Raw genomic sequence first — 25,855 nt, forward strand, 5'->3', positions numbered from 1 at the left:
CGACGGGCCTCTTCACTCCTCCAGTTCACGCCTCCCGTCCACTCCTCCAGTTCACGCCTCCCGTCACGCCTCCCGTTCTTCCCGCCGGGCCGCTCCTCCGGTTCGCCCGCGCGTCCCCGCGGGCGAACCGGCTCCCCCTGAGCTCGGCCCCCGCGCCCGTATCGCGCCACGCCGCACCGACGTACTAACCGGCCTTCACCGGGCCGGCCGTGCCGATGTGGCCGCGGTACTCGCGCAGGGCGCGGACGCGGTTCCAGCCGAGCGCGCCCACCACACGGCCGTGGAGGCGGTAGAGCGCGACAAAGCTGCGTGCCCCTGGATCGCCGTCGACGCATTCCACCTCGGCGTCGGCGGGGCAGCTGCCATGGAACTGGATCTTTGCGTCGTACTGATCCGTCCAGCCGAACGGGACCGGCGTGTAGGGCACGGCGTCCCCGGGGCCGGCGAGGAGGTTCCTGACGGCGGCGCGGGCCTGCTCGGTGGCGTTCATGCGCTGTTCGAGACGGACGCGGCCGCCGGTGGCCGGGTCCGGCCAGTTGGCCACGTCTCCCGCCGCGTACACCCCGGGCGCCGCCCGGCAGTGGCTGTCGCAGCGCACCCCGTCCCCCAGGGGGAGGCCGGAGCCGGCCAGCCAGTCGACGGCCGGCACCGAGCCGATCGCGACCACGACCACGTCGGCGGGCAGCCGGGTGCCGTCGTCGAGCAGTACGGCGGTGACCCGGCCGCGCGCGCCGGTCACCTCGGTGACGCCGCGCCCCAGGTGGAGCCGGACCCCGTGGTCCCGGTGCAGGTCCGCCACCAGCCCGCCCACGAAGGTGCCGACCTGCCGGGCCAGCGGGGTGGGCTCGGTGTCGACGAGCGAGACGTCCAGGCCGAGGCCCCGTGCGGTGGCGGCGATCTCGCTGCCGAGGAAACCGGCGCCGATCACCACGACCCGGGGCCCGGCCCCCAACTGCGCCCGCAGCGTCAGGGCGTCGTCGAGCGTGCGCAGCACATGCACACCGGCCAGGTCATGGCCGAAGGGCAGCCGGCGGGGCCGCAGCCCGGTGGCGAGCAGCAGCCCGTCGTAGCGCAGCCGGTCCCCGTCGGCCAGGGTGACGGTGCGCGCCGCCGGGTCCAGCCCGGTCGCCCGGCAGCCCAGCCGGAGGTCCAGCTTGAGGCGCTGGAGGTCCGCCTCCTGGCGCAGCACGGTCCGTTCCGGTTCCCAGCTGCCGGCCAGCACCTGTTTGGACAGCGGCGGACGGTCGTAGGGGGCCCACAGTTCGTCGCCGACCAGGGTCAGCGTTCCGGTGAAGCCCTCGCGCCGGAGGGCGTCGGCCGCGGTGAGCCCCGCGGCCGACGCGCCCACCAGGACGATCCGGTCCATGGCAGGCACTACGGCAGCACCTCGATGGCCAGCGCGGGGCAGCGGGCGGCGGCTTCCTCGACCGGGGCGCGCTGTTCCTCCGGCGGGACGGCGTCGAGCAGCACGACGATGCCGTCCTCGTCGCGCTGGTCGAACACCTCGGCGGCGGACAGCACGCACTGCCCGGCGCCGCAGCACTTGTCCTCGTCAATGACGATCTTCATTGGGGGTTCCCCTTCTCCTGTGATCTTCGGTGACGTCCGGCAGCCGGGCCGGCTACCAGGTCACGGGCAGCTCGTGGACGCCGTAGATGAGCATGTCGTCGCGCATCGGCACCTGGTCCGCCGGTACCGCCAGCCGCAGGGAGGGGAACCGGTCGAGCAGGGCGGACAGGGCGGCCTTCATCTCCACCCGGGCCAGCTGCTGCCCGATGCACTGGTGGACGCCGTGCCCGAACGCGAGGTGCGGGCTGGAGGGACGGCGTACGTCCAGCACGTCGGGGTCGCCGGAGAACTGCGTCGCGTCCCGGTTCCCCGAGGCCAGGGAGGCGAGCACCGTGGAGCCGGCCTCGATGCGGTGGCCGTCCATCTCCACGTCCTCCAACGCCACTCGGCGCAGCCCGTACTGAATGATCGTCAGGTACCGCAGCAGCTCCTCGACGGCGCTGTCCATGAGGGCGGGGTCGGCGCGCAGTGCCGCCAGCTGCTCGGGGTTGCCCAGCAGGCACATGGTCCCGAGCGCGATCATGTTCGCGGTGGTCTCGTGCCCGGCGAGCAGCAGCAACGAGCCGACACCGGCCAGCTCTTCGTCGGTGAGCCGTTCGGACTGCACCAGACCGCTGAGGATGTCGTCGGTGGGGTGGGCGCGCTTGGCGACGGCCAGTTGGTGGATGTACTGGTTCATCGCCATGTGGGCCTGCTGGACTTGCTCGTGGCTCGCATCGAGCCGGAGCTGCATGGAGGAGTTCTCCTGGAATTCCTCCCGGTCCGCGTACGGCACCCCCAGCAGCTCACAGATCACCAGCGAGGGAATGGGCAGGGCGAAGGCCTGGAGGAGGTCGACCGGCCCCTGTGCCGCGGCCATCGCGTCCAGCTGCTCGGCGACGATCTTCTCCACCGCCGGAGCCAGCTTCTGCATCCGGCGCACCGTGAACTGGCCGGTGAGCAGCCGCCGGAACCGGGTGTGCTCCGGCCCGTCCATCATGATGAACATGCCCGGCGGGGGCGGCGGCAGCGGTGCGTCGGCCGGCGTGGGGTCACCGGGCCGGACCCGCCGGCGGTTGGCGCCGAACCGCGGGTCGGCGAGCACCGCCCGCACGTCCGCGTACCGGGAGACCACCCAGCCCTTCGCCCCGTCCGGGAAGGTCACCGGGGCGATCGGGGCCTCCTCCCGCAGCGTCCGGTATCCCTCCGGCGGGCTGAAGGGGCAGGTCCGTCCCATGGGCTGGGACCTGGTGGTGGGCTGTGTACCGGTCATCGAACAGTCCTTTCCAAGGGGTGTGACAGGTCAGCGCTCGTGCCAACAGGGGCCTCGCAGCGGTGCGTACCGACGGAACGCCGGTAGACGCGCCACCCCAGGAGGGCGCCGAGCGCGAAGACGACAGGCCCGAAGACATCGACCGAGCCGAGGGCGACGGCCTGGCCGGTCAGGAACAACGGGAGTTGGACCGACAGCATCGCGAGGTTGCCGGTGTAGAGGACCAGGCTGCCTTTGACGAAGGCCCGGCGGCGCACCGTGCAGCGGCGCCACCTGGTCCGTTCCCCCGTGACCAGCCCCACCATCACGCCCAGCGGCGGCCGGCCGAGTACCAGCAGCACGGGCGTCACCACGGCCATCACTCCGTGCACCACGAGGTGCGGAAGGAAGAAGTTGGTGGCCTCCCCGGTGCGCCCGGCCAACACGCCCTGGACGCAGACCAGGGCGAGCACGCCGAGCGCCTGCCGCGCGGGCTCCTTGCGCACCAGCCGGTACAGGAAGACCCCGGCGCCGGCGGTGAGGGCGAGCGTCAGCGCGACGCCGAGCCGGTGGGTGAGGGCGAAGGTCACGGTGAATCCGAAGACGGGCGTCACGTCGATCACGGTGCTGCGCAACCGGTTCCGGACGGCGGTACGGACGGCGTCCGCACCGCCGGCTCCATGGTGTGCGGCAGGGTCCACGGGGTCTCCAGACGTCTCGACGGACGGTGGTCGGTCCGGTGTCGTGGCTCCAGAAAAACGGGCCCCGTTGACCGGCCCCGGTCGGCAACCTGACCATTGCCTGACAGCCGGGGCCCGCGTACGCCTGCGCCGCTCATGCCGCCGGGGGAACCGGCGGGCAGGGCGGCACGTTGTCGTCGCAGACTCCATGACGCGATTGGTGCCCGCCATGCTTTCCGCCTCGCCGACGAGTGGCGCGCCGCTGCCCCGAGGAAGCGGGCAGCGGCTGCTCGTCGTGGACGACGACCCGCGGATGGCGGAGCTGCTGGAGACCACACTGAGCCTGGCGGGGTACGAGGTCGCGACCGCCGGCTGCGGAGGTGAGGCCCTGCGCGCCTATGCGGACGAGCCCCCCGATCTGCTGGTGCTGGACGTCCTGTTGCCCGACCTGGACGGGTTCACCATCTGCCGGCGGCTGGTGGAGAGCGGGGCGCGGCTGCCGGTGCTGTTCCTGACCGCGCGGGACTCCGTCGAGGACCGGGTGACGGGCTTCGCGATGGGCGCGGACGACTACCTCACCAAGCCCTTCAGCCTTCCCGAACTCCTCGCCAGGGTGCACGCGTTGCTGCGGCGGGCCGGCCGGTCCGCGGAGCCCGGCCCGCTGCTGTGCTTCGCCGATCTGACGGTGGACGAGCGCAGCCGGCGGGTCCGTCGCGGGGACCGGCTGATCGCGCTGTCGCCGACCGAGTACAAGCTGCTGCGCTACTTGCTGATCAACGCCGACCAGGTGATGTCGAAGGAACAGATCATGGACCACGTGTGGCAGCACCACTTCGGCGAGGGCGTCGTCGAGAAGCTGGTGTCCCGGCTCCGGGCGAAGGTGGACGTCCACGCGCCCGCCCTGATCCACACGATGCGCGGCTTCGGCTACAGCCTGCGGCTCCCCGAAGGCGGGTGAGATGGCCGGCGCCTGGCGCGGCTCCCTGCGCGCACGCCTGATGGTGGGGGTCGTCCTGCTGGCAGCCGTGGGCATGGTGGCCGTGAACGCCGTGTCGCTGGTCGGACTGCGGCTCAACCTCGTCGATGTCGCCGACACCACCCTCGCCAAGACCCGCCAGACCCTTCAGCACCGGGTGCACAGCCGGCGCGCCCCGATCGACGAGGACAACCTCAACTCCCTGATTCCCGACGGCGCCTACATCGCGCTGGTCGACGCCCGGGGCCGGGTGGTCGCCCAGACCCCGGCACGGGACCTCGACGGACGGCCCCGCGCCCGCCCGGACCTGCCCACCCCTCTGCCCGACAGCTTCGCCGACCACGTCGTCACCCTCTCCGCCCAGGGCATGCCCGTCCCCCGCTACCGCACCCTGGCCTTCTCCCTCGGCCACTCCGCCACGGTCCGGCCCACCCCCGGCGCCTCGCCCCAGCCGTTCAGCAGGGTGGTGGTCGCCAAGAGCCTCCAGCCGGCCGAAGACGCCGTGTACTGGCTGATCGGCGCCGACACCGCCGCCACACTGGCCGTGCTCGGGGGCATCGTGCTGCTCAGCCGCGGGGTACTGGGCGTGGGCCTGCGGCCGTTGCGGAACATGGCCGCCACCGCGACCGCGATCGCCGACGGCGACATCGACCAGCGCATCGAGGTCGCCCGGCCGCACTCCGAGGTGGGCGAGGTCGGCACCGCCCTCAACCGGGCCTTCGACGAACGGCAGCGGTCCGAGGAACAGCTCCGGCAGTTCGTGGCCAACGCCTCCCATGAGCTGCGCACCCCGCTGACCACCATCAGGGGCTGGGCCCAGCTCCATCTGCACGGCCTGGCCCAGGACCCCGCACTCATCGAGCGCGCGATGCTGCGCATCGAGGGCGAGGCCGCCCGGATGCACTCCATGGTCGAAGAACTGCTGCTGCTCGCCCGGCTCGACCAGGGCCGCCCGATCGCCCACGCACCGGTCAATCTCGGCGCCCTCGCCGACGACGCCGTCACCGACGCCCGGGTCGTCGCCCCCGGCAGACCGATCACCGCCGAGGTGCCGGACGAGGTGTTCACCCGCGGCGACGAGGACCGCCTGCGACAGGTACTCCAGAACCTCCTGAGCAACGCCCTGCGCCACACCCCGCCGGACACCCCGGTAACCGTCACCGCCCGCTCCCTGCCCGACGGCACAGCCGAGCTGACCGTCACCGACCAAGGCCCCGGCATGCCCCCTGCAACGGCCGAGCGGATCTTCGAGCGCTTCTACCGCGGCGACGAGTCCCGCAACCCCACCAGCGGCGGCACCGGCCTCGGCCTGAGCATCGTCAAGTCCATAGCCGAAGCCCACCACGGCACCGCCACCGTCCACACCACCCTTGGCAAGGGCAGCACCTTCACCGTGGCGCTGCCTGCGGCACGCTGAGCGGCCGGCCGTTTACGTGAAGTGCCCGCCTGACTGCGGAACATGAGTGAACGTCAGGGACAAAACCCTGGACCGCTACGGGTACTTACGCTCCGCAGCCCGGCAACCGCACCCGCGGATACCAGGACCGTTGTGAACGCGGAACCTGACGCGGGCAATTCTGCGTGACGCAGGATTGCGGTACTGCGCTGCTACACCGCGCTGCTTGTCACCAGTCGCGCGCCGGTTGCGTCATGTTCCACGTCATGCGCACACGACGACTGCTCGGCCTCGCTCTGGCCACTGCAACCCTCGCTGGCGTGAGCGCCATTGGTGCCGCCGCCGCCCAAGCAGCGACATCTCCGACCCTCACGCAACAGGAGTGCACGGCCCAGGGTGGAACGGTCAAGAGTTCCCCCTACGCCGGATACTCGTGCGTGCTGCCCGACGGAACCACGGTAAGGATCACCTGATCGCGTCGGCCTTCCCGCCGCCACATGCTGCGGGGCTCTCCAGCGGCCGCACCGGCGGAGCGTGAGCCGACGTCGGTGGAGCCGCTTTGGCACGAGTGATCAGGGCCCATTCCGCCAGCCTGTGGCTGGGGAAAAGCGTTCCGCGCCTCCCTCGCCACAACTGGACGTCTACACCCACGTCGCCCAGGACACACAGCGGGAAGCGATCAGCCACATGGACCGGCTGCTGAAACGACGGCTCGACCGGGACTGATCACGGCTGGGGGGCGATCCGACCGTCCCCGTTGATGTCCCCCGTAGACGTCAGAAGCCCCAGGCCATCCACCGGCCCGGGGCTTCGTCCCTGTTCAAGCTCAGAGCCCCCTGTCGGATTCGAACCGACGACCTTCGCTTTACAAGAGCGGTGCTCTGGCCAGCTGAGCTAAGGAGGCGTGCGTGAAGCAGTGTACCCAGGTGCGCTGGATGCCGGTTCCCATTTCGTGACTGCAGGGGTGCTGACACCGGGGCCCGCCGCGGGTAGCGTCACGGAGAGTCCATATCAGTGGACTACACCACTCCTTTTACTCGGATCGTCCGGCACGTTCCTGCCGGTGAAGGGACTTTTCACCATGGCTACGGTCACGTATGACCAGGCAACCCGTATCTACCCGGGTTCCGACAAGCCCGCCGTCGACAAACTGGACATCGCCATCGAAGACGGCGAATTCCTTGTCCTGGTCGGCCCCTCCGGATGTGGCAAGTCCACCTCGCTGCGGATGCTCGCGGGGCTGGAGGACGTCGACGGAGGCGCCATCCGTATCGGGGACCGCGATGTCACCCACCTTCCGCCCAAGGACCGGGACATCGCCATGGTGTTCCAGAACTACGCGCTGTATCCGCACATGACGGTCGCCGACAACATGGGCTTCGCGCTCAAGATCGCCGGTGTGCCGAAGGCCGAGATCCGGCAGAAGGTCGAGGACGCGGCCAAGATCCTGGATCTCACGGAGTACCTCGCGCGCAAGCCCAAGGCCCTGTCCGGCGGTCAGCGGCAGCGGGTCGCGATGGGCCGGGCGATCGTCCGGGAGCCGCAGGTCTTCCTGATGGACGAGCCGCTGTCCAACCTGGACGCCAAGCTGCGCGTCCAGACCCGTACGCAGATCGCGGGGCTGCAGCGGCGGCTCGGGATCACGACGGTGTATGTCACGCACGACCAGGTCGAGGCGATGACGATGGGCGACCGGGTCGCCGTGCTCAAGGACGGTCTGCTGCAGCAGATCGATTCGCCGCGGAGCATGTACGACCGGCCGGCGAACCTGTTCGTGGCGGGCTTCATCGGCTCGCCCGCGATGAACCTCGTCGAGGTGCCGATCACCGACGGCGGTGTGAAGTTCGGCAACAGCGTCGTCCCGGTCAACCGTGAGGCGCTGTCCACGGCCGCCGACAAGGGCGACCGGACGGTGACCGTGGGCGTGCGCCCCGAGCACTTCGACATCGTCGAGCAGAACGGTGCCGCCGCGAAGTCGCTGTCCAAGGAGTCCGCTGACGCGCCGGCCGGCCTGGCCGTCACGGTCAATGTCGTCGAGGAACTCGGCGCCGACGGCTATGTGTACGGCACCGCGGAGGTCGGCGGCGAGGTCAAGGATCTCGTCGTACGGGTCAACGGCCGCCAGGTCCCGGAGAAGGGCAGCCGGCTGCACGTCGTGCCGCGGCCGGGCGAGACGCATGTCTTCTCGACGTCGTCCGGGGAGCGCCTCACCGACTGATACGGACCGAGGAGCGAGAGAGCGCGAGCGGCGGCGGTTCCGGGGAGCACCCGGGGCCGCCGCCGCGTTGCCATCGGCGCCAAGTCCCCACGTGGCACCAAGTCCCCACATAGGGACATAACCCGACTTTCCACACCAGCGCGTCAACATCACAACCGCACCGACGGGCCATTGCGTCCCCCGATATGGTGACCAAATGTCGCCAAATCATCACTCCTCGCTACGATCGCGACCGTGAACTCCGCAGCCCGCCGCATCGGCAGAACTCTCGCCCTCGTCCTTCCCGTCGTCCTCGTGCTGTCCGGGACCCTCGCGGTCACCGCCGTCCCCTGGGCGTCGACGGCCACCGACTCACAGATGCTGACCGCGTCCACCGGGAACGCCGCCACCAAGACCGTCACCCGCGCCCCCGAGGAGGCCCTGCGCAAGCGCCTCCTGGTCGAGCTCCAGGAGAAGGACCCGGGCGTCGCGCTGACCCACCTCCAGGAGGCGACCACCAAGCGCCCCTCGCTGGCCAGGCACTGCGTCTCCATCGCCCGTGACCTCGGCCGTGCCGCGGTCGCCAAGTACGGCGCCGCACACCGCGCCCAGGCCTTCTCCCGCCCGGTCTGCGACACCTCCTTCGCCACCGGCGTCGCCGCCGCCCAGTGACCCCCGCTCGCACCGCATAGGGTGCGATCCATGACAGGTGCCCCGCATCCCTCTCCCACGCAGGCCGTGGTCCTGGCCGGCGGCCAGGGCTCACGTCTCCGCCCGTACACCGACGACCGCCCCAAGCCGATGGTCGAGATTCCCGGCACCGGGACCCCGATCATCGGCCATCAGCTGAACTGGCTGGCCGAGGAAGGCGTCACGGACGCGGTCATCTCCTGCGGGCACCTCGCCGGAGTACTCCAGGACTGGCTGGACCGGGCCCAACTCCCGTTGCGCGTCACGACCGTTGTCGAGACCGAACCGCTGGGCCGCGGCGGCGGCCTCAAGTACGCGGCCGGCTCGCTCCCCCGCCCGGACGAGCCCTGGTACGCCACCAACGGCGACATCTGGACCCGCTTCCCGCTCCGTGACATGGCCGCCTTCCACCACGAGCGCGCCGCCGAGGCCACCCTCGCGCTGGCCCGCCCCCACATTCCCTGGGGCGCCGTGGAGACCGACGCGTTCGGGCATGTGCTGGACTTCATCGAGTCGCCGCCCTCGCCGTACCTCATCAACGCGGGCGTCTATGTCTTCTCCGCCGCCTTCACGGAGCTGCTCCCCGACCGCGGCGACCATGAGCGCACCACCTTCCCGCGCCTCGCCCGCGAACGCCGGCTGGCCGGCTTCCCGCTCCCCCAGGGCGCCTACTGGCGCGCCATCGACACCGCCAAGGACCTCACCGAGGCCGCCAAGGAGCTGAGCGCCCAAGGGCGTTGAGAGGCGTTGAGAGGGCCCGCGCAGGGCCGTGACGGAAGCTCCGGAAGCCCGTACGGTGCCCCTTGGCCCCTTGGCCCCTTGTCCCTTGCCCCCACCACGCTCCCCGCGCCGCCCTGGAGCCGTCTCAGGGCGTCCCGAGCCATCCTGGGCGACCGTCCCCGCACACGACCGTCCCCGACCGCTCCTCCCTCCCCGTGACGGCCGGTGCAGAAGAGCCGTACGGGGAGATCGGGGCGATCGGGGACGGGTGCGGCGGATCAGCCGAGGAGGCCGCCCAGGGCGTCGCGGCCGGAGTCGCCTCCGGAGCCGCCACTGCCGGTGCCGGTGCTGCCGGTGCCGGTGGTGCCGCCGCCCGTGCCGCCCGCCGAGGGCGGTACCCGGCTCGGTACCGGGGCCCGTCGGGTCGGCACGGTCTGCTGCGGGGCGCTGGTGGTCGCGCCGGGCTGCTGCGAGAGTCCGCTGCCGCTGCCCGTCGACCGTCCGGTGCCGGGGGCCGAGGCGGACGGCGTGCCCGGCTTGCGGACCTTGTGCGAGGCGCCGGCGGAGGGCTTTCCGGGGCGCGGTGCGGAGCTGCCGGTGTGCCGGTGGCCGGGCCGGGTGGCGTGCTTGCCGGGGCGGGGCAGCGGGGAACCGGGCAGGTTGTTGATCGCCGGCTCACCGGGCCGCGGCACGGTCGCGACCGTCGCGGACCGTACGGCGCCGCCGAGCAGCGAGCCGATGAGCAGGGTCAGCCCGGCCACCACCGCGGTCATCACGGCGCCGCGGCGCAGCACCCGGCGCCGCAGATCGGCCACCTCGACGCGGGGGCCGAGGCGCCGCCAGGCCTCACCGGCCAGCCGCCCGTCCACGGAGTAGACCGGGGCACCCGCGATGATCAGCGGGCTCCAGGCGGCGAGGTAGATGATGTCCGGGGCGTCGTAGGCGGGGACCGTGCGCCAGGTGACGGTCATCAGCAGCGCCGCGGACAGCAGCGCGCCGATCGACGCGGCGACCCGCTGCCACAGGCCGCAGATGGTCAGGACGCCGACGACGACCTGCAGGAAGGCGACGGTCAGACCGGCGCCGACCGGGTGCGAGACGGCGAAGTCGCGCAGCGGCACCGCCAGCGCCCAGGGGTCGAGCGACAGCAGCCACTTGACCATCGAGCCCCGCTCACCGCCGTCGAAGTAGACGGGGTCGCAGAGCTTGCCCATACCGGCGTAGACGGAGATCAGACCGAGGAAGATGCGCAGCGGCAGCAGGACGACGCCGAGGTTCATCCGGCGGCCGGGGTAGTACGCGTGCCGCACGGTGTCGGCGCCGCGGCGCCTGCCGCCGGGGTCGTAGTGGTCCCGTGCCTCGAACCGGTCGTCGTCGTAGCCGTCGTCGTAGCCGTCGTCGAGCGGGCCGCGGCTGTCGTACGAGGGGTTCCGGTAGGGGGTGTCGTGGTAGGTGTCGCCGTACGCGCTGCCCACGGGGCGGACGCCGCGCAGCAGCTTGTCGGATTCGGCGGGGCCGCGCTGGCCGATCACGGTCTGGGCGGGGGGCGCGTCGCCGAGGCGGACCCGGGGCAGGACCTGGGTCGTGCCGACGTCCTCGCCCTGGCCGCCGTCGAGGCCGATGCCCGAGTCGCGTACCGCGTGCAGGAGTTGGGTGGTGGCGCCGGCCGTGCCGCCCGGTGCGGTGCGGCCGCTCCACACCACGGGCGCCCGGCGTCTGGCACCGGCGGCCGAGCCCTGGATGACGGGGATGCGCGCGGTGTCGGCCAGGGCGTTGCCCGCCGTGGGCGCGGCGAGCTGTACGCGGAAACTGGCGTGGTTGACGATGACCTGCGCGGGATCGCACGGCACCTTGACCGAGCTCAGGCCCGGCTCGTCATCGAAGCCCGGCGAGCGTCCCCCCGTAGGCGTGCGGGGTGTTCTGGTGTCCACGCTCATCTAACCGAGTGACTCGCGTATAAGACACTGCCTTGACCGGGTCGATCTGTCCGAGACCCGTCAAAAGATCACAGGATCCGGCGAAGGCGTACGGAGGGTCAGGCCTTGCCCCGGGGTGGCGCGGAAAGGTACCGGCCGCCCCGGGGTATCCGGACTCAGCTGCGGCGGCGGGCCGCCTCCCACAGGACGACACCGGCCGCGACACCGGCGTTCAGCGACTCCGCGCCGCCCGGCATCGGGATGCGTACCCGCACGTCACAGGTCTCGCCGACCAGCCGCGACAGGCCCTTGCCCTCGCTGCCGACGACGATGACGACCGGGCCGTCCAGCGCCGCGACGTCCTGGAGCTCCATCTCGCCGTCCGCGGCCAGACCGACGACCGTGAGGCCGGCCTTCTGGTACGACTCCAGGGTCCGGGTGAGGTTGGTGGCGCGGGCGACCGGTGTACGGGCCGCGGTGCCCGCCGAGGTCTTCCACGCACCGGCCGTCATCCCGGCCGCCCGGCGCTCCGGCACGACCACACCGTGACCGCCGAAGGCACACACGGAGCGGACCACGGCGCCGAGGTTGCGCGGATCGGTGACGCCGTCGAGCGCGACGATCAGCGGGTCGTCACCGTTGTCGAAGGCGGCCGCGGCCAGGTCCTCGGGGTGCGCGTAGTCGTACGGCGGGACCTGCAGGACCATGCCCTGGTGGTTGAGGCCGTTGGTCATCCGGTCCAGCTCGGGGCGCGGCGCCTCCATCAGGTTGATGTCGCCGCGCTCCGAGGCGAGCTGCAGTGCGGCGCGCACCCGCTCGTCGGTGTCGATGAACTGCTGGACGTAGAGGGTCGTGGCGGGCACGCCGTCGCGCAGCGCCTCGAAGACCGGGTTACGGCCGACGACCAGCTCCGCGGTGCCCTTGGCACCGCCGCGGCGCGGGGCCGGGCGGCGCGACGCGGCCTGCTTCGCCTTGGCGTTGGCGACGCGGTTCTTGACGTGTCCCTTGCGCTCGGAGGCGGGCGGGGTCGGGCCCTTGCCCTCCAGGCCCCGGCGCCGCTTGCCGCCGCTGCCGACCTGCGCGCCCTTCTTGTTGGACGTGCGGCGGTTCCTGCGCTGGCTGTTGCCGGCCATGGGTCACCTGTTTCTTCACTGCTCTCGACGTCTCGCGACGTGGAGTGGGTACGTACGTATGGATTGAGTGTCGCCCGCGGCCACCGGGAAGGGCGAATCCGGGTGGCCGGCGGCGGGCGGGACGGGGGTCAGGACAGCGACCAGCGCGGGCCCGAGGGGGTGTCCTCGATGGCGAGTCCGGACTGCTGGAGCTGGTCGCGGATGGCGTCAGCGGTGGCGTAGTCCTTGCGGGCGCGGGCGGCCTGGCGCTGTTCGAGGACCAGGCGGACCAGGGAGTCGACCACGCCGTGGAGGTCCTCGCCGCGGTCCGTGCCGCCGCCGGACCAACGCTCGTCGAGCGGGTCCAGACCGAGCACGCCGAGCATGGCGCGCAGCTCGGCCAGCCGGGCCACCGCCGCTTCCTTGTCGTCGGCGGTCAGTGCGGAATTGCCCTGGCGGACGGTGGTGTGCACGATCGCCAGCGCCTGCGGGACGCCCAGATCGTCGTCCATGGCCTCGGCGAACGCGAGCGGCACCTCGGCCGCCGGCTCGACGACCCCGGCCTTCTCGACGACCCGCTGGACGAAGCCCTCGATCCGCGCGAACGCGGACTCGGCCTCCCGCAGCGCTTCCTCGCTGTACTCGATCATCGAGCGGTAGTGCGGGGTGCCCAGGTAGTAGCGCAGCACGATCGGGCGCCAGCGGGCGACCATCTCCGAGACCAGCACGGAGTTGCCCAGCGACTTGGCCATCTTCTCGCCGCTCATGGTCACCCAGGCGTTGTGGGTCCAGTACGCGGCGAAGTCGTCGCCGTAGGCCTTGGCCTGCGCGATCTCGTTCTCGTGGTGCGGGAAGATCAGGTCGATGCCGCCGCCGTGGATGTCGAAGGCCTCGCCCAGGTACTTGTGGGCCATCGCCGAGCACTCCAGGTGCCAGCCGGGCCGGCCGCGGCCCCAGGGGGTGTCCCAGCTGGGCTCGCCCTCCCTGGCCGCCTTCCACATCGCGAAGTCGCGCGGGTCCCGCTTGCCGGTCTCGCCCTCACCGGACGGCTGGCGGAGGTTGTCCAACTCCTGGTTGGACAGCTGGAGATACCCCGGGAAGGACTGCACGTCGAAGTAGACGTTGCCGTCGGCGGCGTAGGCGTGGCCACGCTCGATCAGGCCGCGCATCATCTCGATCATCTCGGGGATGTGGCCGGTGGCGCGCGGCTCGTAGGTGGGACGCAGGCAGCCGAGGGCGTCGTAGGCCGTGTTGAAGGCGACCTCGTTCTCGTAGCCGATCGACCACCAGGGGCGGCCCTGCTCGTCCGCCTTCTTGATGATCTTGTCGTCGATGTCCGTGACATTGCGCACGAACGTCACGTCGTAGCCGCGGTACTCGAACCAGCGGCGCATGATGTCGAAGTTCAGTCCCGACCTGATGTGCCCGATATGCGGGGCGGCCTGCACGGTCGCGCCACACAGGTAGATCGAGACACAGCCCGGCACGAGCGGGGTGAAATCGCGAATCTGCCGGGCGCTGGTGTCGTACAGGCGAATCGTCACGGAACCAGGGTAGTCGGAACGAGGCAGTGCCCCGCGACCCATTGGGCCACGGGGAAACGGATCCGCCACAACAGTCCGGTTCGCCGGATTTGCACCCCGGCCGGGGCAGGCCCGCGGCCTGGTCAGATGCTGCCCACCACCTTGCGCGGGGTGATCCGGACCACGACGCGCTCGTCGTCGGTGATCCCCGCCGGGTTGAAGTCCGCGTACAGCTTGCCGGTGTACTTCCGCGACAGCTCGTCGATCAGCTCCTGCCCGCCCTCGGTGCTCAGCGAGGCGGTGCCACGGACCTCGGCGTAGGTGTACGGGGCGTCGAAGGGCTGGACCACGACCGAGACCCGGGGGTCCCGGCGGAGGTTCTTCTCCTTGCGGCGGCCGACGGTCGTCGAGATCAGCAGATCGTCGCCGTCCCGCTTCACCCAGACCGGGGAGGCCTGGGGGCTGCCGTCGGGCTGGACGGTCGTCACGGTCACGAAGACCGGGGTGTCCAGGAGCTGCTTGAGGTCGTCGGACAGGGTGGCGGTCACAAGGGGTCCTTCCTGCGGGCCGTTCCGAGGAACACGAGTACTCCGATGCTCCCCCCAACACCCGTGCGGCGCCCGGCATTCCCTCGCCATACGGGGGAATGCCGGGCGCCGCGTCCGTCGCCCGGGGCCCTGCGGGACCGGTCAGGCCGTACGGAAGACGATCGCCGTGGCGACCGCGGCCAGGCCCTCGGCCCGGCCGGTCAGCCCCAGTCCGTCCGAGGTCGTGCCGGAGACCGAGACCGGCGCCCCGACGGCCGCCGACAGTGCCTTCTGGGCCTCGTCCCGTCGCTTGCCGACCTTCGGGCGGACGCCGATGACCTGCACCGCGACATTGCCGATGGTGAAGCCCTCGGCCCGTACGATCCGCGCGGCCTCGGCCAGCAGCGTCACACCGGAGGCGCCGGACCACTCGGGGCGGCCGGTGCCGAAGTGCGCGCCCAGGTCGCCGACACCGGCCGCCGAGAACAGCGCGTCGCAGGCGGCGTGGGCGGCCACATCGCCGTCACTGTGGCCGGCCAGGCCGTAGCCGTCGCTCTCCGCGGCGTCCCAGAGCAGCCCGGCGCACCACAGCTCACGGCCCTGCTCGAAGGCGTGCACATCCGTGCCGATGCCGACGAGCGGGAGAAGGGGGGCGGGGGCGGCGGGTGCCGGCTCAGACATAGCCATCGGTGGCCCTCCTGCGGGCGAGTACGGCCTCGGCCAGGACCAGGTCCAGCGGCCGGGTCACCTTGAATGCCTCCTCGTGGCCGGGGACGACCACGACGGGCGAACCGAGCCGTTCGACCAGCCCGGCGTCGTCGGTGGCGCCCTCGCCCTCGACGACGGTGTCATGCGCCTTGCGCAGGGTCGCCAGGTCGAAGCCCTGCGGGGTCTGTACGGCGCGCAGCAGGGCCCGCTCCGGGGTGCCGACCACCGGCTCGGGGGAACCCTGCGGCTGCGGATCGACCTGCTTGACGGTGTCGGCGAGCGGCAGCGCCGGGACGACGGCGGGCGCACCGGCGCGTACGGCGGCGACCACCGCGTCGACCGTGTCGACCGGGACCAGCGGCCGCGCGGCGTCATGCACCAGCACGACGTCGATGGTGTCCGGGAGCGCCGCCAGACCGAGCTGTACGGACTCCTGGCGGGTCTCGCCGCCGGGGACGACCTCGAGCTCGGTGCGTTCGGGGAGCGGATGCTCGTGGAGGAGGCGGCTGACCTCGGCGGCGCCGTCGGGCGGGGCGACCACCACGATGAGGGAGACGGCACGTGACGCGGCCATCGCGCGGACGGCGTGCACCAGCATGGGAGTGCCGCCCAGGGTGCGCAGTGCCTTGGGGGTGCCGGGACCGAGCCGGACACCGCGGCCGGCGGCGGGAATCACCGCGGCGGTACGGACCGGGCGGGAGGGATCTGACATCGATGGCTCCGGAGTCCGGGGCGAGCCCGGAATTGACGCAGACAGGTTTGTTTCCTCGGGCGAGGTGGGTATGGCCTGGGCGTGCCCCCTACGGGGGAGTGCCGGGCGCGACGCCTTGACCGGACCCTTCCGTGACATCGGTCGAGACTGCTGCCCGGGCCCGGCACGTCACAGGGGGGCGGTGGTTCTCACCGAGACCAGCTGGTCGCCCCCCGTAGTTCCGTCGCAGCACCCGCAGATATGCCGCAGCGCCCGGCAACAGACCGCTCCCCTTCGGGAGTCGATCGTCACTCGGGCACCGCGGCATTGCTACGTCGTCGCTGCGTTGGATCACTGTGCGCTGGATGTCGCCAACGCTGGACATGGCCAACGCTTGAGCGTCGTCAGGACGCGAGTACCTCGTCGAGCAGGGCCTCGGCCTTGTCCTCGTTGGTGTTCTCCGCGAGGGCGAGCTCGCTCACCAGAATCTGGCGCGCCTTCGCGAGCATCCGCTTCTCACCGGCGGAAAGTCCGCGCTCACGCTCACGCCGCCACAGGTCGCGCACCACTTCGGCAACCTTGATCACATCGCCGGAAGCGAGCTTCTCGAGATTTGCCTTGTAGCGACGGGACCAGTTCGTCGGCTCTTCGGCATACGGTGCACGAAGCACCTCGAAGACCCGGTCCAGCCCGTCCTGACCAACCACGTCGCGTACGCCGACGAACTCCGCATTGTCCGCTGGCACACGAACAGTCAAGTCGCCCTGGGCGACCTTCAGCACCAAGTAGGTCTTGTCCACGCCTTTGATCTGGCGAGTTTCGATGGCCTCGATCAGCGCGGCCCCGTGATGGGGATAGACCACGGTGTCGCCAACCTTGAACGTCATGTGACAGGTACCCCTTCCGTGGCTATCCATGCTAACACGGGAACGGACCGTTCTGAATGGCGTTTTCGCAGGTCAGGGCATATCTCGGGGCTTGACAACAGTGACCGGAACGTGCTGCGAGGGGGCTCCGGAAGCGGGTATTCGCAGGTCGGAGGGGCTGCACGGGTGAGCGGAAACATGCCCGTCACACACCGGGAACTCGATGATCGACAGGCCGAACGTCCCGTTTTGCACGGATCCACACGAGCGAGTTCCGCTACTCCGTTCGGCTGCTCATGGGCCTCTCGGGGCCGATTCTCGAATTGATCACGAACCGGCGGCCGAAGAGTGTGATCAATTCCGCGAGCCCTTCACATTCCCTGCGAATACTGCTTTTCCCCGGAAGGAAACCAGCCGCTCGCCACCCGAACGGCCGCATGCCGAAAATTCATGCCCGTTCTTGATGAACGTTCTCGCACTCTGCTTCTCGGGGTCTCCGGCCGCGCTTCTCGGGGTCTCCGGCCGCGCGGCCGGCTTTCCCGTCCGGACCGCGTCGCGGGGGGCGGTGTAACGGTGCCCGGACGGCGGTGGCGGGCCGCTGATCACGCTGGGGGCGGGTCGGGTGCGGCGGCGCGAGGGCGGCTCGGTAACCTAGCGGCGCTGACACACCCTTAGGGCGGCTTTACGCACCCGTCGTCATGACGCGTACGGAGCGCCGCCCCAGCCGTCCATCCGCGACCGGGCACGAACGTTCGGCCGCCGTAGCTCGTCAAGGAGATGCCGCCGCCGTGAGCCGCAGCCTTCGACGCGGCGTCCTCGCCGCCACCGTCCTTTCGCTCTCGATCGCCACGCTGTCCGCGTGCGGGGCCGGGAACGACGCCCAGACGCTGGAGGTCAAGCCGGACAACGCCGCGACCTCCGTGGGCGACATCAAGATCCAGAACGCCAACGTGATCACCCAGCCCGAGGTGGACGCCAAGGGCCCGGCCGTGATCTCCGCGACGGTGTTCAACAGCGGTGCCAAGGACCAGAAGCTGACCGCGATCTCCGTCGACGGCACCGGCCAGACGGCCAAGCTCTCGGCGGCGGACCACGGCTCCGGCCCGATCACCGTGCCCGCAGGCGGCTCCGTCGTGATCGGCGGCGAGGGCAACCCCTCGGCCGTCCTCGCCAGCGGCCGGGAGGCCGTCCAGGACGGCAATGCGCAGCCCCTGACCTTCAAGCTGAGCTCCACCGGCCAGGTGAAGATCGACGCCTTTGTCGTCCCGGCGAAGAACTACTTCGAGGGCTACGGGCCCTCGAAGGTGCCGTCGCCCTCCGGCTCGCCGTCGCCGTCCGGTAGCGGCAAGCCCTCGGAGCCGGGCAGCAAGGCCTCGGGCTCGGCCTCCCCGTCCGGTACCGCCAAGCCGGCGGAGGGGGCGCACGCCGGCCACTGAGCCGGCGGCGCACGCCGTCACCACTACGCGTCAGGGGCGCCCCTCCGATCCGGAGGGGCGCCCCTGACGCGTACTGCCGCGGCCGCACACGGCGACGCACCGCTGCGCTGCGGCTCAGCGGTGCACGGCCTGCCGCACGGAACGGTTTACGGCTCGAACTTGTAGCCCAGGCCGCGGACCGTGACGAGGTAGCGCGGGGCGCCCGGGTCGGGCTCGATCTTGGCGCGCAGCCGCTTGACGTGCACGTCCAGGGTCTTGGTGTCACCCACGTAGTCGGCGCCCCAGACCCGGTCGATGAGCTGCATACGGGTCAGCACCCGGCCGGCGTTGCGCAGCAGCATCTCCAGGAGGTCGAACTCCTTCAGGGGCAGATCGACCTTGCCGCCGGCGACCGTGACGACATGGCGGTCCACGTCCATCCGGACCGGCCCGGCCTCCAGGGCCTGCGGGGCGACCTCCTCCGGCTCGCCGCGACGGCGCAGCACGGCGCGGATGCGGGCGACCAGTTCGCGGGAGGAGAAGGGCTTGGTGACGTAGTCGTCGGCTCCTATTTCCAGGCCGACGACCTTGTCGATCTCGCTGTCCTTGGCGGTCACCATGATGACCGGGACGTTGGAGCGGCCGCGCAGCTGGCGGCAGACCTCGGTGCCGGGCAGGCCGGGCAGCATCAGGTCCAGCAGCACGAGATCGGCGCCGTTGCGCTCGAACTCGTCCAGTCCGTCAGGGCCCGTAGCCGCGATGGCGACCTCGAAGCCCTCCTTGCGGAGCATGTAAGACAGTGCGTCGCTGAACGATTCCTCGTCCTCGACGACAAGCACTCGGGTCACGGAAGGACCTCCGGGGCTGGGTGAGCAGGGAGCGGATCGTTGAAGGTCTCGTACGGGCGGTCCTCGTCGTCGAGGCCCTCCGTGGTGAGGTCGGCGGGCCGTTCGCGGTCGCGTACGGACCCGGCTTCCGGGAGACGCAGGGTGAAGGTGGAGCCTTGTCCCTCGGCGCTCCACACCGTGACCTCCCCGCCGTGCGAGGCGGCCACATGCTTGACGATGGCGAGGCCGAGGCCGGTCCCGCCGGTGGCGCGCGAGCGCGCCGGGTCGACACGGTAGAACCGCTCGAAGACGCGGTCCCGGTCCTTCTCGGATATCCCGATGCCCTGGTCGGTCACCGCGATCTCGATCAGGTCGCCACCGGGCGCGGAGACATGGCGTCCGGCGATCCCGACGCGGGTGCGCGCCGGGGAGTAGTTGACGGCGTTCTCGACGAGATTGCCCAGGGCCGCGGCGAGCTGGCCGCGATTGCCCCAGACATGCAGGTCGGCGGTGCCTCCGGCGGCCATGGTGATCTGCTTCGCGCCGGCCTGCTGGCGGCAGCGGTCCACCGCCTCGGCGACCAGCTCGTCGACCCGGACCGGCTCGGCGTCCTCCAGCGGGTTGTCGTTCTGCACCCGGGAGAGGTCGATGAGCTCCTGGACGAGGTTGGTCAGGCGGGTGGCCTCGTTCTGCATCCGGCCGGCGAAGCGCTCGACGGCCTCGGGGTCGTCGCTGGCGTCCATCACGGCCTCGGAGAGCAGCGACAGGGCGCCGACGGGCGTCTTGAGCTCATGGCTGACGTTGGCCACGAAGTCGCGGCGGACCGCCTCTATGCGGCGGGCTTCCGTGAGGTCCTCGACCAGCAGCAGGACGAGCCGGGAGCCGAGCGGGGCGACTCGGGCGGAGACCGCGAGGGCGTCGCCGCGGCCGGTGCCGCGGCGCGGGAGATCCAGCTCGACCTGGCGTATCTCGCCGTCCCTGCGGGTGTCGCGGGCCATCTGCATCATCGGCTCGACGGCGAGCTTGCCGCCGCGGACCAGCCCGAGGGCGTACGCGGCGGAGCTGGCCTTCACGACGGCGTCGGCCTCGTCGAGGACCACGGCGGAGGAGCGGAGCACCGAGAGCACGGTGTCGACCCCGGGCGGCAGCACGGCGTCCGTGTGCAGCGAGCTGCGGGTGGGTTTGGCCTGGTCGCGCTCGCTCCAGCGGAACGCCAGCATGGCGAAGACGCCGGTGCACAGCCCGGCGATCGCTGCCACTGCGGCGACGGCCGCATCCACGTTCATGACTCCAGGTTATGCGCCGGGTCGGACACTTCCCCAGCCGTGCGAGGCCCTGCTCGAACAGCCGTCGCCCAGAGTTCACCGTGGCGTCCGCGCGGGTTCACTCCGGAGGCCGGTGCGAAGCGTGCGGCCGCCCACCGGATGTCCCTAGGGAAACCGGCGCGAGCGGGCCGCCGGTCCGGGGCGGGGCCAGGTGAACCGCCCGGCCGGCCCCCGGGCGGCGATTGCGTCGCCCAGAGTTCACCTTCACGTCGGCACCGGTTCACCCCCGGTGGCACCGCAGGTCGCGCGCTGCCCGCAGGGTGAGGGTGCGGGTGCCGGATCGGTTCCGCACCGGCGCGACCGGACACCCTGAGCGACCGCGGGCGAGAGCGCCTCCGGAGCACGGCACCGCGGAGTACCGGCTCCGCGGAGCATCTCTCCGGGGTACGGCCGCGCGGGCACCGGCCGTGAGAGCGTGGGCACAGGTCACCCTGCACCCCGTTCCACCTCCCCCACCCACGCCACACCACCACATCGAAGCGAGAGAAGGTCACAGATGCGGGACGCGTACCACGAGGAGCTGGATTCGATCGGCGAGGGCCTGGTCGAGATGGCCCGGCTCGTCGGCTCCGCGATCGGGCGCGCCACCACGGCGATACTCGACGCGGACCTCAAGCTGGCCGAGAACGTCATCGCCGCCGACGAGAAGGTCGACGACCTCCAGCGCGACCTGGAGGCCCGGGCGATCGCCCTGCTGGCGCGGCAGCAGCCGGTCGCCACCGACCTGCGGATCGTCGTCACCTCGCTGCGGATGAGCGCCGACCTGGAGCGCTCCGGCGACCTGGCCCAGCACGTGGCCAAGCTGGCCCGGCTGCGCTTCCCGGAGACGGCCGTTCCGCAGGACCTGCACGCCACCATCCTGGAGATGGGGCAGCTGGCGCAGCGCCTGATGGCCAAGGCCGCCGAGGTCATCATCACCAAGGACGTCGACCTCGCGCTGCAGCTGGAGCAGGACGACGACGCGATGGACACCATGCACCGCACGCTCTTCCAGCACCTGATGGACGACCGCTGGAAGCACGGCATCGAGACGGCCGTGGACGTGACCCTGCTGGGCCGCTACTACGAGCGCTTCGCGGACCACGCGGTCTCCGTCGCCAAGCGGGTCGTCTACCTGGTGACCGGCGAGCACGCCGACGAGATCGCCCCGCCGACGGCGGTCGAGGGCGCATAGCGACAGCGGCGGGCGGAGGGAACGAGTCCGCCCCATGAGCCACCGTGCGCCGTTGACGTGTGCTTCCACGCGCCGTTGACGCGCCTCGTCACCCGGGCTTGCAATGGGCGGCAGGTGACCCCTAGGAGGCAATGCATGGCACCCATGGCGGACTCCCCGAACACCGCGGCTCACGACGCCCCGACGGCTGTCGAGCGCCCGCGGCTCCCCCTGCTCGGCGCCTGTGGCTGCGGCCCCGGCTGCAGCTGCGGCTGCCAGTCGGGCGGACCGTGCCAGTGCGGCGGCGGCTGCTAGCGACCTCGACGGCACAGCGCCACGGCGGCCCCGACCGGACTTCTTCCGGGCGGGGCCGCCGCCGTATTCCTGAGCTGCGGGTCTCCCCTTACGGGCCGCCGCCGGGCCGGGTCACACGATGAGCGACAGCGGATGGATCTCGTCCGCCTTGTGGCCGGCGCGCTCGTGGATGCGCTGCACCGCTCCCGCCGACGGCGCTTCCGACAGACAGAACACATCACCGGACTCGGTGTCGGCCCAGGCGTGCTCGAAGGTCACGCCTTCCTCGCCCTGAATGGCGAGGTCGGCCCGGTGTGCCTCGTTGAGCTGGTCGGCCGTGAGGCCCTTCATACCGTGATGGATGTCCATGAACTTGGGCATCGGGCTCATCCTTCCGGTTGCAGACGATCAGTGCCCCCGGCGCTCCCCTGCGCCCCTCCCTCCATGCTGCCCCCGGAGGCCGCGGGCTTCGCCCGCACAGCTCCGCTCCCGGTGCGCGGCCGCACCCGGCCCGGCCGGATGCGACTCTTGCAGCCGAACTCCCCGGGGCCGGCTCCCCGGCCGCCGCCCTGAACCCGGTCACCGGCCCACGGGCGGTCAGATGTCGTACGGCTTCTTGGTGTTCCAGTTCAGCACGTCGGCCTCGTTCCAGGTGAACTGCGGCTTCTCGCCCTTGATGTCGACGGAGTAGAAGGGGCCGTCGTGACCGTCCGCGCCGCGCAGCGCGAGGGAGAACGACTGCGCCGTGTGGTTCTTCGAGCCGTAGTCGAAGAGGTTCACCGCGCTGTATGCCTTGCCGCCGGGCTGGAGCGTGATCTGCTTGCCGCCGCCCGCGTTGTCCTTCTTCGAGTGCGGCAGTGCGGTGCCGTCGACGTCGCCGAGCTTCACGGCCGGGTACGAGGTGACCCAGCAGGGCTTGGTGCCCTTGTTCGACGCGGTGACCAGCAGGTGGTCGCCCTGCTGCCCGGCGAACCGGTGCACCGCGGTGAGCAGCATCTCGTCGCCGCGGCACTGCTGGGCGCCGGCCGTCGTGCCCTTGCTCCCGGCCTCGCCCGTCCCGCCCGACGCGGTCGTCGAAGCCGCGCCCTCCTTGGCGTCACCGCCGCTGTTGGCCTGCGTGCCGCCCTTGCCGTCCCCGTTGGACGCGGACGGGCTCTGCGCGATAGCGGCGGCACCACTGTCGCCGCCCGCCGCCTTCGAGCCGCCGTCGGCGCCGCCGCAAGCGGTCAGACCCAGCGCCAGTGCGGCGGTGACGGCGGCCAGGGTGGCGGTACGAATCCGGGAAGTACGCATGATCGGGGTCCCCCTGTGTTTCGTGCGGGAATTTCTTCGGCCGTTCCCGCGGTGTGGACACCACCTTTCCCGGGGCCGCTGACGTTCCGGAAACGCCTCACTCACGTCCCGCAAACGAACCGCGCGAACGGGTGAGGCCGAGCCGCGGGCGGCCTGGAGCCCAGTGCAGCACCGAGCCCCCCGCCCGCCGGAAAATCCGCAGGCAGGGGGCTCGGAAGCGTCGGGCTTACTTCTTCTTGCCCTGGTTCTTCACGGCCTCGATGGCGGCCTTGGCGGCCTCCGGGTCGAGGTAGGTGCCGCCGGGCTTGACCGGGCGGAAGTCGGCGTCCAGCTCGTAGGCGAGCGGGATGCCGGTGGGGATGTTCAGGCCGGCGATGTCCTCGTCGGAGATGCCGTCGAGGTGCTTGACCAGGGCGCGCAGGCTGTTGCCGTGCGCAGCGACCAGGACCGTCTTTCCGGCGCGGAGGTCCGGGACGATGCCGTCGAACCAGTACGGGAGCATGCGGACGACGACGTCCTTGAGGCACTCCGTCTGCGGGCGCAGCTCCGGCGGGAGGCCGGCGTAGCGCGGGTCGGAGAACTGGGAGTACTCGGCGTCACGGTCGAGCGCGGGCGGCGGGGTGTCGTACGAGCGGCGCCAGAGCATGAACTGCTCCTCGCCGAACTCGGCCAGCGTCTGCGCCTTGTCCTTGCCCTGCAGCGCACCGTAGTGGCGCTCGTTCAGCCGCCAGCTGCGGTGGACGGGGATCCAGTGCCGGTCGGCGGACTCCAGGGCCAGCTGCGCGGTGCGGATGGCGCGCTTCTGGAGGGAGGTGTGCACTACGTCGGGGAGCAGGCCGGCGTCCTTGAGCAGCTCTCCGCCGCGGACTGCCTCCTTCTCGCCCTTCTCGTTGAGATTGACGTCCACCCAGCCGGTGAACAGGTTCTTCGCGTTCCACTCGCTCTCGCCGTGGCGGAGGAGGATCAGCTTGTACGGTGCGTCGGCCATGGCGTCGAGCGTAATCGACATCCGGAACCGGCCCTGCGCCGGTCCAGGACGTGGGCTTCCCGACGGCGTTTGACGCTTCCCGTCAATTGAGTGGCGACCGGAGCCGGTCCCTCAGTAGGGTGCGACAGTCGCCCGCGCCACTTACACACGCACCTCTTCCGCGTCCCGTCGCCCACCCTTACGGCGCCCGGGGCACGGCCGCACCGCCCGCCTCCCTGACTGCCCGCCTCCCTGCCACGCACCGCCTGACCATTCGACGGGGGAAATGTCATGTCCGCATCCACATCCGGGCCCACCAGGCGGGCCGGTCTCCGGCAAGCCGTCGTGGAGAGCGTCTCCGGCCTCCCCCGGCAGTTCTGGTGGCTGTGGACCAGCACCCTGATCAACCGGCTGGGCGCCTTCGTCGCGACCTTCCTCGCCCTCTATCTGACCGTCGAGCGTGGCTATTCGGCCTCGTACGCGGGCCTGGTGGCCGCGCTCTACGGCCTGGGCGGAGTGATCTCGTCCGTGGGCGCCGGGGTCATGGCCGACCGTCTCGGCCGCCGGCCCACGATGCTGATCGCACAGCTGTCGACGGCGGCGTCCGTGGCGCTGCTCGGCTTCATGACGGACCCGGTCGCCATCGCGGCGGTGGCGGGCCTGGTCGGCCTGGCGACCAACGCCTCCCGCCCCGCCGTCCAGGCGATGATGGCGGACATCGTCGCCCCCGAGGACCGCGTCCGCGCCTTCTCCCTCAACTACTGGGCGATCAACCTCGGCTTCGCCATCTCCTCCACCGCCGCCGGACTCATCGCCGAGCACGGCTACTTGACCCTCTTCCTGGGCGAGGCCGCGCTCGTCCTGGCCTGTGCGCTGGTCGTCTTCTGGAAGCTCCCGGAATCACGCCCCACCCCGGGCACACCGGGCGGGCCGGACGACGCCGACGGCGGCCCGGCCCCCGCACCGGTCTCCATGCTGACCGTCCTGCGCGACGGCCGGTTCATGACCGTCGTCGGCCTCAACCTGCTGCTCGCCCTGCTCTTCCAGCAGGCCTATGTCTCGATGCCCGTGTCGATGGGTCAGGACGGCTTCTCCAGCACCGACTTCGGCATGGTCATCGCGGTCAACGGCGTCCTCGTCGTGCTGCTGCAGATCCCGGTGACGCGCTTCATCGAACACCGCAGCCCGGCCATGCTCCTCATCGGCTCCGCCCTGCTCGCCGGCTACGGCTTCGGGCTGACCGCGCTGGCCGGCTCGGTCGCCATGTACGCGGTCGCCGTCACCGTCTGGACCCTCGGCGAGATCATCAACTCCCCCACCCAGATGGGCCTGGTGGTGCGCCTGTCTCCGCTGCACGGCCGCGGCCGCTATCAGGGCATGTACTCCCTGTCGTGGTCCGTCGCCTCCCTGACGGCCCCTCTGCTGGGCGGTCTGGTGATCGACCACTACGGCGCCGATGCCCTGTGGGCGGGCTGCGCGGCTATCGGCACGCTGGCCGCGCTGGGATATGGGCTCCTGCTCCGGGGTCTGCCGGCGCAGACGGGCGCGGGGGCTGGGGCGGTGGCCGGGAGTCAGGCGGTCACGGCAGCGGGGCAGTCGGCCACGGCACCGGTGCAGTCGGCCACGGCCAAGGGGCAAGCGGCCTCGGCCACGGCCGCGCAGGAGCCGTCGGAGCCGGTGGCGTGACGGGGCAGTCGAGGCGCCCGGGCCCTGGTGTGGTCGCGGAATTCGCTCCGCTCCCCCGCCCGGCCCGGCCCTGACCGCACCGCCGGCCCGCCC

25 protein-coding genes and 1 tRNA gene are annotated in these 25,855 nt (G+C 71.4%); 9 read left to right on the forward strand and 17 right to left on the reverse strand.

Translation table 11 applies throughout. The features are described from left to right. Positions 1-184: 184 nt before the first annotated feature. The 4 genes from STRNI_RS17965 to STRNI_RS17980 are packed head-to-tail and all read right to left on the reverse strand — an operon-like array spanning position 185 to position 3,501. Positions 185-1,366, reverse strand: a complete 1,182-nt coding sequence (locus tag STRNI_RS17965) for an NAD(P)/FAD-dependent oxidoreductase (protein WP_277413272.1) — start codon at positions 1,364-1,366, stop codon at positions 185-187. Positions 1,367-1,374: 8 nt separating this feature from the next. Next, on the reverse strand, positions 1,375-1,569 hold the full coding sequence (locus STRNI_RS17970; protein WP_018089753.1) for a ferredoxin: 195 nt from the start codon (positions 1,567-1,569) through the stop codon (positions 1,375-1,377). A 52-nt stretch (positions 1,570-1,621) separates the two neighbouring features. Next, positions 1,622-2,821, reverse strand: coding sequence for a cytochrome P450 (locus tag STRNI_RS17975; protein ID WP_277411585.1), 1,200 nt, complete (start codon positions 2,819-2,821; stop codon positions 1,622-1,624). After that, on the reverse strand, positions 2,818-3,501 hold the full coding sequence (locus STRNI_RS17980; RefSeq protein WP_277411586.1) for a DUF3159 domain-containing protein: 684 nt from the start codon (positions 3,499-3,501) through the stop codon (positions 2,818-2,820). The genes STRNI_RS17975 and STRNI_RS17980 overlap by 4 nt, the downstream gene beginning before the upstream one ends. Positions 3,502-3,709: 208 nt before the next feature. Between STRNI_RS17980 and STRNI_RS17985 the strand changes: the two genes are divergently transcribed. The 3 genes from STRNI_RS17985 to STRNI_RS17995 all read left to right on the forward strand — a co-directional run bounded on the left by STRNI_RS17985 (position 3,710) and on the right by STRNI_RS17995 (position 6,578). Continuing rightward, the gene (locus STRNI_RS17985) at positions 3,710-4,438 is read left to right on the forward strand and encodes a response regulator transcription factor (RefSeq protein WP_051104126.1); all 729 of its coding nucleotides are present in this window, start codon (positions 3,710-3,712) and stop codon (positions 4,436-4,438) included. A gap of 1 nt (position 4,439) precedes the next feature. Further along, positions 4,440-5,873 (forward strand): sensor histidine kinase, encoded by a 1,434-nt coding sequence (locus STRNI_RS17990; protein WP_277411587.1) that lies wholly within the window; start codon positions 4,440-4,442, stop codon positions 5,871-5,873. A 573-nt stretch (positions 5,874-6,446) separates the two neighbouring features. Next, a complete protein-coding gene (locus STRNI_RS17995; protein WP_268251416.1) occupies positions 6,447-6,578 on the forward strand; it encodes a hypothetical protein in 132 nt (43 codons plus the stop codon). Between the two features lie 104 nt (positions 6,579-6,682). Here the strand turns inward: STRNI_RS17995 and STRNI_RS18000 are convergent. Continuing rightward, positions 6,683-6,756: transfer RNA gene (locus STRNI_RS18000), tRNA-Thr, on the reverse strand. 177 nt (positions 6,757-6,933) lie between these two features. Between STRNI_RS18000 and STRNI_RS18005 the strand changes: the two genes are divergently transcribed. The 3 genes from STRNI_RS18005 to STRNI_RS18015 all read left to right on the forward strand — a co-directional run bounded on the left by STRNI_RS18005 (position 6,934) and on the right by STRNI_RS18015 (position 9,480). Then, entirely contained in the window at positions 6,934-8,070 is a 1,137-nt protein-coding gene (locus STRNI_RS18005) for an ABC transporter ATP-binding protein (RefSeq protein ID WP_018089758.1), read from the forward strand. Positions 8,071-8,304: 234 nt separating this feature from the next. Further along, entirely contained in the window at positions 8,305-8,721 is a 417-nt protein-coding gene (locus STRNI_RS18010; RefSeq protein WP_093647576.1) for a hypothetical protein, read from the forward strand. A 30-nt stretch (positions 8,722-8,751) separates the two neighbouring features. Further along, a complete protein-coding gene (locus STRNI_RS18015) occupies positions 8,752-9,480 on the forward strand; it encodes a nucleotidyltransferase family protein (protein ID WP_159486805.1) in 729 nt (242 codons plus the stop codon). 257 nt (positions 9,481-9,737) lie between these two features. Here STRNI_RS18015 and STRNI_RS18020 read toward each other — a convergent pair whose 3' ends face one another. The 7 genes from STRNI_RS18020 to STRNI_RS18050 all read right to left on the reverse strand — a co-directional run bounded on the left by STRNI_RS18020 (position 9,738) and on the right by STRNI_RS18050 (position 16,823). Beyond that, entirely contained in the window at positions 9,738-11,396 is a 1,659-nt protein-coding gene (locus tag STRNI_RS18020) for a DoxX family protein (protein ID WP_229838628.1), read from the reverse strand. A 155-nt stretch (positions 11,397-11,551) separates the two neighbouring features. Then, entirely contained in the window at positions 11,552-12,508 is a 957-nt protein-coding gene (rlmB, locus tag STRNI_RS18025; protein WP_018089762.1) for a 23S rRNA (guanosine(2251)-2'-O)-methyltransferase RlmB, read from the reverse strand. A gap of 128 nt (positions 12,509-12,636) precedes the next feature. Continuing rightward, positions 12,637-14,031, reverse strand: a complete 1,395-nt coding sequence (cysS, locus tag STRNI_RS18030; protein ID WP_274737557.1) for a cysteine--tRNA ligase — start codon at positions 14,029-14,031, stop codon at positions 12,637-12,639. A 122-nt stretch (positions 14,032-14,153) separates the two neighbouring features. Beyond that, positions 14,154-14,558 (reverse strand): PPOX class F420-dependent oxidoreductase, encoded by a 405-nt coding sequence (locus STRNI_RS18035; RefSeq protein WP_018089764.1) that lies wholly within the window; start codon positions 14,556-14,558, stop codon positions 14,154-14,156. A gap of 141 nt (positions 14,559-14,699) precedes the next feature. Then, positions 14,700-15,218 (reverse strand): 2-C-methyl-D-erythritol 2,4-cyclodiphosphate synthase, encoded by a 519-nt coding sequence (ispF, locus tag STRNI_RS18040; RefSeq protein WP_277413273.1) that lies wholly within the window; start codon positions 15,216-15,218, stop codon positions 14,700-14,702. Next, entirely contained in the window at positions 15,211-15,957 is a 747-nt protein-coding gene (gene ispD / locus STRNI_RS18045; protein ID WP_277411588.1) for a 2-C-methyl-D-erythritol 4-phosphate cytidylyltransferase, read from the reverse strand. The genes ispF and ispD overlap by 8 nt, the downstream gene beginning before the upstream one ends. A gap of 383 nt (positions 15,958-16,340) precedes the next feature. Next, the gene (locus STRNI_RS18050) at positions 16,341-16,823 is read right to left on the reverse strand and encodes a CarD family transcriptional regulator (RefSeq protein WP_003953493.1); all 483 of its coding nucleotides are present in this window, start codon (positions 16,821-16,823) and stop codon (positions 16,341-16,343) included. Between the two features lie 767 nt (positions 16,824-17,590). Between STRNI_RS18050 and STRNI_RS18055 the strand changes: the two genes are divergently transcribed. After that, positions 17,591-18,238, forward strand: coding sequence for a copper chaperone PCu(A)C domain-containing protein (locus tag STRNI_RS18055; protein ID WP_148592027.1), 648 nt, complete (start codon positions 17,591-17,593; stop codon positions 18,236-18,238). 146 nt (positions 18,239-18,384) lie between these two features. Here STRNI_RS18055 and phoP read toward each other — a convergent pair whose 3' ends face one another. Further along, a complete protein-coding gene (gene phoP / locus STRNI_RS18060) occupies positions 18,385-19,056 on the reverse strand; it encodes a two-component system response regulator PhoP (protein ID WP_465270490.1) in 672 nt (223 codons plus the stop codon). A 5-nt stretch (positions 19,057-19,061) separates the two neighbouring features. Continuing rightward, entirely contained in the window at positions 19,062-20,330 is a 1,269-nt protein-coding gene (gene phoR / locus STRNI_RS18065) for a two-component system sensor histidine kinase PhoR (RefSeq protein WP_018089769.1), read from the reverse strand. Positions 20,331-20,865: 535 nt separating this feature from the next. Between phoR and phoU the strand changes: the two genes are divergently transcribed. Then, positions 20,866-21,543 carry a phosphate signaling complex protein PhoU gene (phoU, locus tag STRNI_RS18070; RefSeq protein ID WP_018089770.1) on the forward strand — a complete coding sequence of 226 codons (678 nt, stop codon included), beginning with the start codon at positions 20,866-20,868 and terminating at the stop codon, positions 21,541-21,543. A gap of 405 nt (positions 21,544-21,948) precedes the next feature. Here phoU and STRNI_RS18075 read toward each other — a convergent pair whose 3' ends face one another. From STRNI_RS18075 to STRNI_RS18085, 3 genes are all read right to left on the reverse strand, one after another. Then, the gene (locus STRNI_RS18075; RefSeq protein WP_018089771.1) at positions 21,949-22,197 is read right to left on the reverse strand and encodes an SCO4226 family nickel-binding protein; all 249 of its coding nucleotides are present in this window, start codon (positions 22,195-22,197) and stop codon (positions 21,949-21,951) included. 216 nt (positions 22,198-22,413) lie between these two features. Next, complete coding sequence (locus STRNI_RS18080) at positions 22,414-23,109, reverse strand: DUF4232 domain-containing protein (protein ID WP_274737518.1); 696 nt, start codon at positions 23,107-23,109, stop codon at positions 22,414-22,416. A 226-nt stretch (positions 23,110-23,335) separates the two neighbouring features. Then, entirely contained in the window at positions 23,336-24,097 is a 762-nt protein-coding gene (locus tag STRNI_RS18085; protein WP_018089773.1) for a phosphoglyceromutase, read from the reverse strand. Positions 24,098-24,367: 270 nt separating this feature from the next. Here STRNI_RS18085 and STRNI_RS18090 point away from each other — a divergent pair, with 270 nt between their 5' ends. Then, complete coding sequence (locus STRNI_RS18090; RefSeq protein ID WP_277411589.1) at positions 24,368-25,762, forward strand: MDR family MFS transporter; 1,395 nt, start codon at positions 24,368-24,370, stop codon at positions 25,760-25,762. Positions 25,763-25,855 lie beyond the last annotated feature (93 nt).

It is taken from the genome of Streptomyces nigrescens (assembly GCF_027626975.1).
Taxonomy (GTDB): Bacteria; Actinomycetota; Actinomycetes; order Streptomycetales; family Streptomycetaceae; genus Streptomyces; species Streptomyces nigrescens.